Origin of the sequence: Pectobacterium carotovorum, assembly GCA_016415585.1 — a bacterium.
Classification (GTDB): domain Bacteria; phylum Pseudomonadota; class Gammaproteobacteria; order Enterobacterales; family Enterobacteriaceae; genus Pectobacterium; species Pectobacterium carotovorum_K.
On sequence record CP066552.1, the window covers coordinates 4073520 to 4088561 of the forward strand.

The window sequence follows — 15042 nt, forward strand, 5'->3', positions numbered from 1 at the left end:
GTAAACGTATCGAATCTATACCTAACCAGGCAGATTGATATTTTCTAGGCGTAATATATTTAAATCGTATGAGTTAAAGGATGGCAGTTCCCCATACCTTTGGTAGAGAAGATCCAACGGCTTTTGTAAATTACTATTAACCGGTCGATAGATACCATCGACCTCTGCATAATTCCATGCCCAAGCCAATGCTCCATCTTTCCACGCTTGCTCAACCAATGCTGAACAGTTTCCTCCATTAATTAAGCCGAGTTTGATACCTACCAAGTTATTTATTTTATCAACAATTGAGTCATACGGTCCCTCTATCGTGAGGTCTATATGTGAATACTCATGAGCATAACCAACGTCTGAGGAAAATGAAGCGCCTAACTCTTGGGTGAAAGTACACATCCAGTACGAATGTCGATACGAATTTTTAATCCATACCTGAGATGCCAGATCTCTCCGAAAATCTCGGGCATCTTGATTGAGTCGTTGGATCTGATTATAAGTATCCTTTAAAAAGTAGAACGTTTCTTTACCAGTTTGTATGACAAGTTTTTTCACAGCTGTGCCTGCCATGAATGCAGCATGACCCGCATGTCCGCCAATGAATGCATTCATCGTTCCGCGCCAACCTTCCACTAAAATTTTAATGGAATTACCTTGTAAACGTGCGAAGTAATGCGGCAAAGAATTTATACCCGCCGCCGCAATCTCTGTGGGAGAGAATTTTGTATATGGCAATAAAAACCAGCCAGGGGCATAAATGAGCCAGTCCCAAAGTGACAGATCTTGTCGTTTAATCGCATTTAATTCATGCAAATTACGACGATTAGTGAATATTGAGTCTTTTAACCACTCTGATATTGAGGAATGCATAGATGGATAACTGGCAGGGGTTAATGCTCTACCGTTAGGTCGGGCATTCGGAATTGCATAATTATCTGCTGTGTTCACCGAAAAAATATAAGGTGCATTTAAAAAACGTCTTAGAGCGGCACTGAAAAGACGTTGGTTAACGGAATACAGTTCCAATTCCTTCAGATACAAATTGCCACTAAATTGCCTGTCGACACCATCACCTTCGGGTGAAAGTAACTGTTCTCCATAGGGAGAGTAGCAATATTTGCCCACCAGATTCGCGTCCTGATCCACCAAGACTCGCGGGCTTAGTTGGTTATCACGCAGTAGATAAACTGTGTTGCTGTCAGTCTGATGCGCTATTTCACCATTAACGCCATAGATCGTTTTAAAGCTTGTGGTGCTACTGCCATTATCAATGATTGACAGCAAGGGCTCACCACTAGGCCCTGATAGCGTTATTTTTTTCGTAATAGTACTACCGCTAGTAATCGTTTCGCAAAGTGGAGAACCTTTATCGTTGTAGCTTTGGGTGAGTGTCAACGCTCGGCCTCCAGTTAAGGTTGCTCCGGTTAACTGGTTTGTTTCTGGAATATAACTTAAATTGCTTATAGACATTGAATCAATAGCGTTTACGAAGCCGTTGGAATCATAACTGTAATTGCCTTTCAGCCCGCCTCCACTAAACGTTATATCCGTGATCCACAGGCTCGGACCTGTCGCTGAGCTCTCGCTTGATTTTGCGTTGATGAGCACCAGATTAAAAGCTGTAAGTTCTACTGACATGGCGTCAATCGTAAAAAGACTCTTCAAATCAATCTGGTTATTACTGACCGTTTGCCAATTCGAAGACCCTGTTGGGATGGCCTGAATTGGAGCCTTTGCAACAACTTTGCCTTGGCTTATTAGCTCAATATACCAGCCACAATCACCAGGTAGGTTTCCAAGGTTAGCATCGGTCTTCACTGTAAAAGATAATGTGTATTTGCCATTGCTATTGGGATTTAAATAACCTGTGTATTTTAGATATTCATATCGTCCAAGTGCGCTACCACTTAACATTAAACACTTCGCTGATGGTGTAACACCACTTCCACTTGGTGAGTTCACTATGCTAGACGATGAAGGACCTTTATTGGATGAGCCGATTTGCCAACCGGAAGGCAAGTTTGCGGAGAAGTTGTTCGTGATATTTAAAGCATCTGAAACTGATTGCACCCTGCCTTTTTGATTTTTACCTGTCGAATCATTGTAAATATACGACTCAGAAAGTCCTCCTCTTGGAACTTGGAGGAGGTTGCCATTAGGATCGTAAGAGATTTCTCCGCCACTAGCACCTAAAGATAATGATTGGTCAATTGAGTCTTTGGAGTTGTAAGCAGTGAGAATATTACCAGTTTGATTATATTTGAATTGCCAATGGTCCGTTTGGCAGCCCGCACTTAAAAACGCTTCAACTTTGGTCGGGTCTTTATAACTATTTATGTAGTTTGACAGTGATGAAGCAATGTATCCATTGTAGTACTTGGCGCCATTGTAACCGCCTATATCATAGGTCAGTTGTTGTGCATAAAATTCGCCAGAGGAGGAGGTTAACCAACCGGCTTCATTCCTGGTGTACACCCTTGTAATGGTTCTATCGGCATAGGCATTGTTAAAAACCTCTGTCGACACGGAGCCTTGCGCGTCATAGCTATATGAAGCATATGCTCCCTCCGGACCAGTAATTGGATTGTCAGGATCAACCAGCTCTGAGCCTGAGCCAGAGTTTCCAACACCTGCAAGTTGACCAAGTCGGTTGTATACATAAGTTACTTCAAATGCTGGCCCTACTGGATTGCCATCATTTCCAAGCGATCGGGGGTATGTAATCGACGTTAGACTGTTGAGTACGTTATATCGATAAGTTGAGAGATAACTAACACTGTTGTAATCGGCTACTTTTTCTTTTTTGCTAACTACATTTCCATTTACATCATAGCTGTAGCTAATGACGTTCAGTGAAGTGCCATCTCTTTTTGGATTCAACTGCGACTGCCAAACACGGCCAATCAGGAACTCAACTGAATTACTCTCATTGATTTTTTCAGGGTTATAGTCATAGTAAAAGCGTTGGTACCAACTGTAGTTTACACCGGTTCCGGGCCAGCTTTGATCATTGACGTGTCCACTGACATTTGACCAATTTACATTCGTATCCTGGATGTAACCATTTTCTATTGGTCTGTTCAACGTATCATATTTTACATAGTTTATTCTTACAGGAGACAGGCTAGCTCCCTGCGCGTCCATCGAAAAACGCATCCTATCAACGGCATCATACTGATATTGTGTTGTGCCTGTATTGGCCGTGTTGGAGCTGGCTAGTAGCCCTAAAAAATTGTAGCTATTGGTTTCTACCCAATCAGTTGCGACCGTTCCTGCCGGTGGAGAAAAATAGTTGGCAGATCTTAACTCTATTACTTGCCCGGCTGAGTTATACAATGTTTGGGTCATTAATGTTACGGAATTACTGACTGTCTTTTGCGCAATAATTTGTCCAAGGTTGTTCTTTAGTTGGTAAACGTTCACATTGTTTGGTGTTACCATGGACACAAGCATATAGTTCCCAGCAACGGCATCCGGCACGATACCTCTCATCGGGTCTGTATTAATATGAGATGCATAGCTTATTGTCGTTGCGTTGCCTCCAGCTATCGAATAACTGGCGCCTGGTTGACCAATAGCAACGACTCGACCCAAAGGCGAACTTTCAAAAGCATACTGGTCATACTGATAACCACCTTGCGCGCTCAGGTAGGTGCTCAGAGACATCTGACCTCCGGCTGGGTCATTGGGAAGGTAATCTTCTTGAGAGCCGTTGAATAAATTTCCTTTTATATCAATGGCATGTGAGGCCGGATTTTTCTTATATGCCGGTGTACCTTTTTCATCCATTACATAGCCTGCAGCTAAGACTGAACTGCCATCCATGAGGTGCAATGTTTGAAAATTCTTTCCGGCACCATCGAAAAATGAAAGTGATATTTTGGGATTATAAGAGATACAGAGTTCGCTGAAGTCAGCGCTATTATCCAGAGATAGGAAGAATGTCCCATCTGGACGTGCGGAATTGGACTGTTGATTCATGTTGTAGGAGAAGATTTCTACCCCGTCCACATAAAACGAAACCAGATTATCCACAACTAACAGTAATAGATCGTTTTGATAACCTACGCCTGTTTTGCTGAGTATGGTTTGCACACCAGAACCTGAGTTGTAGCAAAGATTCCAACGTTTCTGGTTATTTGAATTATCCCAGTAGACGTAAAGGTTATTTGCTCCTATCCCGGTATTCGGTATTAAGGCTGGATTCCTCGGTGATACCTTCACATATGCTGCAAAGCTGTATTGACCAAACTGATTAAGTTGCGCCTTGCTGCCCAAGGGGGGAACCTGGGTGCCTGCGTGGGCCTCATCAAACGATAGTTTTCCGTCTGATATTGTAAAACCGGGAGCTAACGCCCACTGAATTGCATCGCTGGCCTCAAAATTATGGTAGCTTCCACCTATCACTGATTGGATATTGAGCTGAGAGTTGGGGTAGCTGGGGTTGTAGATACTTGTTCCAGTTATTGCTCTGGACTGCTTAAAAGCCCCGATACTTTTTACGATGTTCCCTGATGAGACTTCGGACACGACTCGGTTATAGATATCTCTCACGTATTGTGTGCTCTGGCCATTGTTCGATAACGCAGCGGTCACCAGATTTAAGCTAGCATCATAAACTTGCGCATTACATGTTGCATCGATTGCAGAGAACATCAAGCAATCAACAAAAACATCAACTCCAGCCTTCAAATTATAAGCAAAAACATGAATATCAAGGAGTGTGTTGGCTGGTATTCCATTCGCTTTTCGTATTGCAGGCAGGTCGATCAACTGACTTATATTGCTCCAGGTACCTAACGTCGCAACAAAGTTCAGTGTGATAGAATTCCCCACCTGGGTGGAGCCGTTGTAGATCGAGATTTGCCACAGACATTCGCCTGGCACACTACTGAAATTAGACCCAGTTTGAACATAGGCAGAAAACTGATAAATACGATCTTGATCGTTAGGTTTGAAACGGTTATAGGGGCCCAGTTTTGAGGCCGAAGTGCTTGAAACGACCCTCAGCGACCGGCTTCCCGCATAAGCCTCTCCGGTGACAGTATTGGCTGAAATTGAGCTACCGACATAAATCCAACCGGATGAATTTTCATACGGTTCAAATCCGAAGTAATTCCCCTCGCCCGCATAACAATTCGAGTTTTGGAATGACGTGACTAAAAAATTGTTTTCATTGTCAAAAAGGCTAGAACTGACTCTTCCGATCGCATCGACAGAGTACATTGCTGTACCCACACTGTTTCTATCTTCAACTCGATTCGTTAACTTCCAGCCAGCAGACAATGGGGATTGATTATCCGTCCACCGATTAAATGCCGCTGGTACAGCCTGCGTTGCTTCGTAAGTTTCATATTCTCCCCAAAAAGCTCCCCCTGACGGCCAATTGTTATTCCAGGTCGTAATACTATCGGAGATAGTTATGGCATTACTCTGGGTGATGGTTTCAACAATAGGCAAAAGTAAATTTTTCGCTAACAGGTCTGTGTATTTTTCATACGCATAACTGAGTATTTGCGTTGTTGTCACCACTGTGCCGACGGCATCGTAGTAGGTGGTTGAAATAGATGCGGGAAAACCACTATCGGTTTTAAATGTATAGCTTGTTGTTTTGGGCACATTATTTAACGAGCTTACTGTTTTATAAGTCTGTGCATAGTATCCGGTGACATTGGTTGACGGAGAAAAAGACATGACATTCAAGTAGTTTATTGTCTCAGCAATAACACTCAATGTGTTTGATGCACTTAAATATTTGGTGGTTTGACTTTGATAGCGTTGTCCAGCTAAGAATTTTAAATTATTGACCACATTAGTATTCGACCCGTCGGTCGGATAAGGGCTGCTGGGTGAGTTGGAAGCAAGCAAGCCGTTAAAGAAATAATAGTCAACTTTTCCGTAGGGCGTGCTCGCGGCGTCACTAATCGCTAACGTGCCTTCAGCCATCGCTGAGTGATTGAAACCGACGGCTGTTCCGCTTGGACTAGATACCGCTGTAGAGGCATCAAATAGATAGGCTGCCACAGTTTTTCCCTGTGTACCATCGACCACGGTAGGGCCCTTACCCATTTGGAAGCAACTATAGTTTTGTATGACAGTGTGTGAAAGAGTCGTTGTAGCAAATTGGTCTCTGACCACCCAGGCTTTGAGGGTCATAGTGTCCCCCCATACCCCGGAATAGGTAATGAAGCACTTATCGGCGACCAGACCACCCCCAATGTTTTCGGCGGTATAAATTTGCTGAGCGTTCAACTGAGTTTCAGTGCTCGCGACGCCATTCCTTAGATTCGTCACATAGGTATTGCCGGAGAACTGATAGATCAGAAAATCGCTGTGTAGAAGACGTGCCGTGCTTGCATCAGTGTTGGTAAACGTTCTGGAAATGTTGCGTATGTTGCTATAGGTGCCATCGCTTGCCTGATAATAGATCGTGTTATTTATCAAGACATACCGATTCTTTTCCGCTTTATTATTGTCGATGGAAACAATTGGGATACCAGTTACAGCGGGTATATTATTGAGGCTGGTTACAGCTGACCACCGACCTGTACTGGCCACGGATGAAGCGTCATATGCAATCAAATCGTAGGATATTGCTCCTCCTGTGGCCGCTCGCTTTCTAACGACGCGGTCAACACCGTAAGCCACGGGGGTTAAAGATGCTTGCCCTGTTGCATTTAAAGTGCTGATATCTTGATTGTTCCAGAGGCTACCATCATAACGGAATAAGTTTTGACCAATGTAGATATCTGCATTATTTACATATGCGATAGGCTCAGTGGTTCCGCTAGGTAATGTTATTGAGCTTAAATTCGTGAGGTTCAATACCGAAAAGTCGCTCGGCCAGTTGATCACTGAGTCCACGTACGAGGTGCCCACGGACGGGAGCACTCCACTATAGCGAAGATAAGTGAAAGCTGCGGATGCTTGAAGATTTATCTCGCTTACATCATAAGAGGGAGATGAGATGGTTTTGCGAACAGTTTGCCAAATGAGTGACGCATTCTGCCATCGCAATTTTAAAGTCAGCGCCTTGCCTGCACTGCCTATACTGTTATTTATAGAACCTGTTATCAGGTAATTACCTTTGGAGGCTAGGTTACAGACTATATTTCCTGGTGTGCTCTCTAAAATTTCAACTGGCTGTTGTACAAAGGCGCCACTCATCCAACTGACTACATTCAGTTTGCTACTCGTACTCCCAAGAACCGCGATGAAATTATCTTCTGCAGTAACTAATAATGGTTCACCACTGGTAACGTCTATGACTAAACCATCCGAATTGCCTTCCCAAACTGCAGTGCTATTGTCCGACCGCCTAAAACAATAAATTCGAGTATTGACTGCAAACCCAACGATGTAAGAAGACAGTGCTGGTGAAATACCATTGTAAGCTGTCAAATTACCCACCGGAAAATCGAAGGTTTTTGCCAACGACCAAAAACCGGACCATTGATAGATTTGTGCGACACCACTGTTGTCACTGCCAAACCAAGTCACTAAGAACTGATAATCCTTGATCCAAAAGCGTGGTTTGGAATAGGTAACACCAGACTTAGATGGTCTGGTTAGAGTCATGCTGACACATGAGTTTGATGGTGTGACGCTTTGATACTCAAAGTCGATCTCTCCACCATCTGGGGTGACAACACTGGTCATCGCACCGTAACTTATAGTGGTATTGTCCGATCCGTAGTTAAACAACGTATTAGGCAGAGAATTATCGCCTGTATTAACGATTGTGATCCCGCTGAGTACACGTTTGGTGAACGATTGACTGCCAATAAACTTTGACTTGTCGTAATCAAATCTCACTTTGTAGATATAAGTTGAGTCTTTAGTGGCAAGCGTAATGTCGCTGAGATAGTTCTCTTCAAATCTGTATTGCGAACAGTTTGGTACCGTAATATCAGGGTTGGAAAACTCCTCAGGGTATTTGGGCATGTAGTTAAAAGTAGCTATTTGCCCACTCGGCGACTGAATTGACTTCAGATAAACGGCTCTTGTATAGGCTAATCCATTAGTTCCTATTGCCACATCAACAAAACTGTAGGTATACGAGACTTTGTTATTCCACAAATCGGTAATTGATTTTAGATGCCACGCCGTTGTGACGGCAGATTGCCCAGTCGTTTGTGCACTGTTGCCGACCCAATTATTCCAAATGACAGATTTCGAACGATATCCGGTTAGTTGTTTATCATCACCGAAAATATAACGGTTGCCGTTCTCCTTGGTGACGACAAAATGGTCTGATTGAATAACGTACGATACAAGCCATGCCGTCTTGATTTTGGTGCTATAGACTCGCGTTGAACCATTATCACTTTCCAGTTCCAGTCCGTAAAATGTCCCACCATCGTTCAGATAATAGTCAACAGACCCATCGCTATAATTCCAATTGGGTAACGCTACAATTGAGCATGACTCGATCCACCAACCCAGACCGAGTACCGAGGTTGGAGCTAAAAGATTGTCTTTAACAACGCTGGATTGAACATTACTTGAATATCCAATCGAGAATGGAATAGTCGTTCCCCCTATCGATGCCATTTCTAGCACAGGGAAGCTAAAACTCAGATTACCGTTGTAATGATTAACAGCACTTTTTAGCTCTTCCAGACTTAGCATGTTACTCTCCGTTGATAGCCTGATCACTTAGTCCAATTTGAAATGTGTCGTTGTCGGTCTTGCTGGTCGTGTTGAGCTTGACTCAGGCCCACGAACGCGGGTTGTAGCATTTACGCCTCTACTTGCAGAGACGTTTCTGAATCTCACACCTGAACCTGAACCAGAACTGCCTGGCGGATACGCACTTGGCGACATTTCTTGGTTTGGAATCTCAAACATTTCAGTTCCAGGCTCTTCTTGCGCTAAAGGCCTATAACCAGACCGACCATTTAGTCGATTGAACAGTCCACGCCACCCACTTGCGGCCCTGCCTAAAATACCCGCACCAGCAGCGGGAACTCCAAAGCCAGCGGAGGTAAGTCCAAGACCAATACCTACACCCAAACCTACAGCCGCAACACCAATAGCCGCGCCTTTCACCACCCAGCGGCCTACTTTGCCGATGGCATCCCATACATCACTGAAAAAGCCAAGCCCTGTTGGATCCGCATATTGCAAAGGATTACCCAAGGCGTAACTGTAGCGATTAAGTGTTTGGGGGTTAAAGCCGTCACCTATGTAGATGTCACGCCCAACAAATCGATAAATCTCAGGAAGGTAATAGCGTGAGCGCATGTATAGCAACCCAGTTTCATCTGTGGTCACACCTAACATACCTGCAAAACGGAAGGGGTTGTCTGTATTACCAACACTTGCCGCTAACTCTCCATAAGGACCATAAGCGTATCGGTCCGTGATACGGCCGGAATTATCAGCTAGTGCAATCACATTACCGATGAAATCGTCTAGGTATAAATTGTAGCTCCCATTCTCGTCAGTTCTCGAAATCAGATTTTGTCCGTAAACGTACTTAGCTAAAATATGATTGTCTGGATCGGTAACAGCCAACAAGCGGTTCAAACCTTGGTTGCCGTTTGCGCTAATCCCTATCTCGGTTCCATAGGCGACACCCATTGAGCTGATGGTAGTGCCAAAAGTATCTAAATAGTTACTGGCGTAAGGGCGGTTTGCAGACAGTGAGAAATAAGCTTGTGGGTCTTGCACAAATCGGGTTGTTTTAGCATCAGATACACTTTCAACACGAAGCCCATCACCGTCATAGGTATAGGTATAATCGCCCGCTGTTTTCAACTGATTGAATATGTTGTAGGTGAAATGGTTTGGCATCGTAGGAACGCTAAGAATATTGCCGTCAGCGTCGTATGTAAGTAATTCACCATTAATTGCGGTTAGCCGGTCTCCTTCGTAGGAAAATGATGTGCTCTGTATTGCTTGGCTACTGGATAGTGGCAATATTTCGGTCGAAGTGGCAACTCGACCATAATCGTCAAAAGTATACGAGCCATACGCTAATAACGTCTCTCCACAGGTAGTTTCCTTGGATTGCAACCTACCTGCCTGGTCAAACACTGTGTAAACATTAATATTTCCTGGTAGATGCGTAGTCTGTAAAAAGCCGTTAGGGTAATAAATGTATGTCGTTAGATTCTCATTAAAATCAGTTACAGTCCTCAATCGCTGTAGGTTATCGTATGTATAACTAACCGTCGTGTCGTCAGGGTAACCAACTGTTAATACCTGATTTGAAGCCGAATATGTGTAACTTACCGTGTTTCCGTAGAGATCTGTCCTAGTTTGAAGTCGGTTAATGGGGTCGAAGGTTTGAGCGATGTTTACTTCAGTGGTATTAAGCTTAGTGAATAGTCTATTGCCATTGCCATCAAGAGTGAAATCAATAGAGCTGCCATCAGGTAATGTGGTGGATACAAAGCGACCAGCAATGTCGTAGCCGTAGGTCAACGTTTGCGCTTTTGCGTTGGTGAGACTTGCAAGTAGATTGCGCTCATTATAGGTGTACAATGTAGTGCCACCGGAAAAACTCTCCTCCATGAGTTGTCCTAACCCATTATAAAAGTAGGTCGACTGTACACTGCCATAACTACTTACTTCAGCTTTCAATAGCTGTTTAACCGCGTCATAAGCGTAGACAGTGGTACTTTGTACGGCGACGCCATTGAGATTTTCTTCTGTAGCAATCAAGCGATTGACCGCGTCATAACTAAAGTAGCTACTTATTGCTGCCGTTCCGCTGCCAGCGGTGTAGCATACGGTGTTACCGTAACTATCTAAAAATCTTGAAAACTTTTTGCCAGTTGGCTCTGTGGTTTGTATATGACGCACATTTTTGCCGCTTTTACTGTCGGACTCGATGCTGTAAGCATAGAAGGCACTATATCCTGATTGATCTGTTTTAACCGTTGCCATGCCTGCAGCGTTGTATTGCGTAATGACAGTGTAATTAGTTACCGAGTCATTTTGTTCTTTAGGTTGGGTAACGGTTACTTTTAATGTTGAACCGTCTTGCTGCATAGGTATGACCTCGTAGCTTATCCTGGTCGTAACATCTGCAGTGCCTGCCTCATGCTGCACGGTCGATAAAATAAGGCGACTGTATATATCCCGTACTTCTAGTTGCTGATAGTTCATACCATCTATTGATGGGGTGAAATACGTGGTTTGTTGGTTATAAACCTCACCTGATGCTTCTTTGACACTGCTGTAGCTAGTTGCCCATATATTCTGATTGCCATCGGTGAAGCTGATTGGTCTGTTGATGTTGTCGTATCTAAAAGATTCGCTATAAAGTGGAGCTGCTGAAGCCGAGGTGATGTAGTTCACACCTATTTTTCTGTTCTCACGATCGTATTGATATCGAGTGATTGCAGAGACTCCGTTGACAGGTGGATACGTAATAGTTTCCAGCAATAAATCCTCAGTGTAGGCATAGGTTATCGTGTTTCCAGCGACGTCTGTTTCCGACTGAAGTTGCCCTGAATTGGTATAGGTGTACATAGTTGAGAACGGGTTGCTTGCGGGCTGATCTTTAAAAAATACTTGCGAAGTGTCGATACGGCCGGTTTTTGGGTCGAGGACATAGACATCCTTTCTAATCACTGTTGAATTGACATCAGTGACCACTGTTGAAGTAAGCCTTCCGTAGTTATCAAATTCATAGCTGGTTTTATTGCTGTACGGATCTACTACATAATCAATGTCGCCATTACTTTTATAATTAAACTGCCATACGTTACCGAGTGAGTCTATTTTGGTCGCAATCTCGCCTTTGAAACCACCAATTTTATATGTATAAGTAGTAACGCCCCCTCCCGGAGAAGTCACGGTCTGTAATGTGTTATCACTGTTATAGGTATATCTGGTGACATTACCGTAGATATCGGTCTCGGTCAGCTTATTGTTGTTATCGTCATAAGTGTAATGCTCTTGCCCTCCATCCGCATAGGTTACTGTTTGTAAAAACCCTACACCGGTATATTGATAGGACGTTGTGTTGCCTTTCACTGTCGTACTGGGAATAGCTGGACCTTCGTAAACCGTCACTGATGCCAGTTGGTTATTGCCGTTAAACGATTTGTAAATAGCTTGAATATTGCCGTTGCCGATATCTATTTTACTGTAGAGCGTTGTTAAATTTGCTTTTTGATTTATTGTCCTCGTGGTCACCCCTAAACGGTCTGTAAAATCTGTTTGTAAACAATCGACACCGTTATAGGTTATGTCTTGATAAGTAAATGTGGTCTGATAGTTTTCACCATGTGCTGTAGCGCGAGCGTCTTTTTGTGTAATGACCCGATTTTTATTGTCGTATGTGTTTGTGATAAAGGTATACCCATCAACATCTACCGTTGTTCTCATAAGCGAACGAGCATAGTAAGTGAAGCTCATCGTCTTATTGTTCATATCGGTAAAACTGATTAAATCACCATTTGCATAGGCCAAGCTGACTGTGACCGCAGTGCCACCAAGTAAAGATATACTTTGAATTCTTCCATTGTCAGATGAAGTCGAATAATAACGAATAGAAAAACCACGGCCTGAGACTTGGTCAACTACGGAAGTTAAGAGGCTATTTGTGTAATTTAAGTTGGTCGCATTGCCAATGGGTGATTGAATTTGCTGTAGAACACCGTTGCTATCAAAAAGAAATTTAGTTTGGTTTGCCTGTGTTAGCTCGTACTGTAATTGGTTATTAACATAGAGGCTTGAACCATTGTTGGCTCCAACTATGGGATAATTGCCTGTTATCGAGCTGGGTACGCTATAAGTGAAAACTTGGCCATTGCCTAATTTCACGTAAGCATGTTTATTATCAACAGACTTTAAAATGTAGCTGTTAAAAATATGATCCCAGCGATTCCCCACAGGAATATTTCTACCAGGTGGAGTATCACTTGGTAGCGCAATTTCAGTATTGTAAAACAACTCAAAATTGAGCTCGTTTATAGTATTTGCACTTAGAGCTATAAAATTGTAGCCGTAAGAGCCGTTGGCGACAGAAACAGGATCACCCTTGTTGTCAGATCCTGGTGGATTGACTGGAGGGCTTGGTGCTGGCGTACCTGTATCGACACAACTTGCTTCAGACCACGGACCATCAGTGAGTCCAGTGGCTGTGCCACAAACCGTAACACAATAATGTTTTCCAAGGCTAACACCCGAGGTGCTTGCATTAATGACTGTGCTAGTCCCTGTTCCTCCGGAGAATGTTCGATCATAGTTATCGGGCCCAGTGATCCGCACCTTGTAGACGATACTCACTCCACTGATTGTTAACGCAGACCAATTGATTGTGATGTTGCCATTACTATCCGATGTCGCGCTCACCCCCACCACTTGTGGTATTTGGCTGCCAAGAGTTATTGATTGTGGAGCTGACCAAAGAGAAAGGTTGCCGCCCTCAACTGCTTGAACTTTGACTGTATAAGAGCTACCCGTTGTCAGGCCTGTAAAAGTTTTACTTTGAGTTGTACTGGTATAAGTAGCTCCAGTAGGATTAGGTAATATCGACAAGTTATAGAGGTTAGCTGAACCCCCATACTGGTACGAAGCCGTAATAGAGAGATTGGCGATATCTTGCGTGAGCGGATTTAGTGTAGGTCCTACCAATGTAGTTAGGGTTACATCTTGACTGACAAAGGTACCAAGGTTTCCGCCTTTCACCCCCTTAATTGCGACAGTGTAAGTGGTATCCTGAAGTCCACTGCTTATGACTACCGTGTAACCGCTAGAGGTTTTATTGAGGTAGTAGCTACCGAGCAAACTGCTGTCACTTTTTCTGACAACTCGCACATAGTAGTCCGTGTCTGAAGCACCTGAGAACTGAATAGTAAGTGTTGCTGGAGTTCCACCAGCATTGTATTGCGTTGTAATTTGACTGGCTGGTGTTGGTGTACTTAGTTCACTTAATGGCCCAAAAGACCCAGACGACGATGCTGACACTTGTAAAGATGTTGCCGTTGTGGCGTTCAGATAGGACGTCAGGTCAAATTGATAAGGCTGAGATTCGATTGGACTGCCTGAAGCTACACTATTGATGTAGGTTTGATAAACGCTTGCCTGATCAACAGCTGTCCAGGTTGCGGTAAGCTGAGAGTTGGCATAAGCGCTGGTTATATCAGTCACCAATAAATTAATCGGGACCGCTTCAGAGGTAGTACTCCATTCACCATAAATATCGTCCGATGAAATAGCTCGTATCTGTGCCTTGTAGACCTTGTTAAGTGGAGCCAGTGCAACACTATAAGGCTGATTATTTTGATAATTTAAGTTCGAAATGTTTTCTATAATTTCGCCGTCAGTCGTTATCAGTTGTAATTGGTATGTGGCTGCACTACTGACTTCAGTCCAAGACGCCAGCATATAGTCCTGCCTGCCAGTAGGCAGTTGTCTAAAAGACAAATCAGATGCAACAAACGTCGAACCATGTAAGGTTCCTGAATCGCTTGCAGAAGACAAACCCCACCACAAAAATAATCCGGCAAAATTACTATTAAGTCTGCGCTGCATCCAGGTCGCAATATTATTTGCTGTTCGTGGCGTGTCCCAAATTATAAATTCGGACATCTTTGCGACGATGCCCGTAGCGCCACCACCGAGTGCAATAGTCCCTCCGCTTGTCAAGCCAGACCCCGTGTATGAGAGCGCACCAATTGATTTATATAAAGATTGACCGTCCTTAAGTACCTCAACTGCAAAGTGATTAAATCCGCTGGGATACAACGTAATGGCAAAATGTGTCCAAACATCCTGATTTATGCAAACTCCGGTTGTTATCGACCCTCCGCTGGCATAGCTAATTTGCACATTCGCTGGATTACTGATTGTTAGAGTCAATGCTTCAGAGCCTGAACCTGTTTGATAACGGCAGATTGTCCCTGTTACCGAACTCGTTTTAATCCATAGCGATAATGTGAAGCCATCCACAGGAAAATTGGTCAATGAATTACTTGTGACTGAATCAGTCGCGGTCAAATTTATCACGCTAACATCAGCTAAAAGACTGGTTTGGTAATCTAAAGTTAAACTGGGAGCGGCTGGAGCTGGCATGGGTACGTTTCC

At 43.6% G+C, this 15042-nt stretch carries 2 protein-coding genes; both read right to left on the reverse strand.

What is annotated here, in order from left to right; genetic code table 11:
• Positions 1-21: 21 nt before the first annotated feature.
• Positions 22-8625, reverse strand: coding sequence for a hypothetical protein (locus tag JFY74_18190; GenBank protein ID QQG27969.1), 8604 nt, complete (start codon positions 8623-8625; stop codon positions 22-24).
• Between the two features lie 27 nt (positions 8626-8652).
• Positions 8653-15030 (reverse strand): hypothetical protein, encoded by a 6378-nt coding sequence (locus JFY74_18195; GenBank protein QQG27970.1) that lies wholly within the window; start codon positions 15028-15030, stop codon positions 8653-8655.
• Positions 15031-15042 lie beyond the last annotated feature (12 nt).

Excerpts from the sequence above, each read along its gene's own strand:
- JFY74_18190 (QQG27969.1), bottom strand. The coding sequence starts at position 8,625 with ATGCTAAGTCTGGAAGAGCTAAAAAGTGCTGTTAATCATTACAACGGT.
- JFY74_18195 (QQG27970.1), bottom strand. The coding sequence starts at position 15,030 with ATGCCAGCTCCAGCCGCTCCCAGTTTAACTTTAGATTACCAAACCAGT.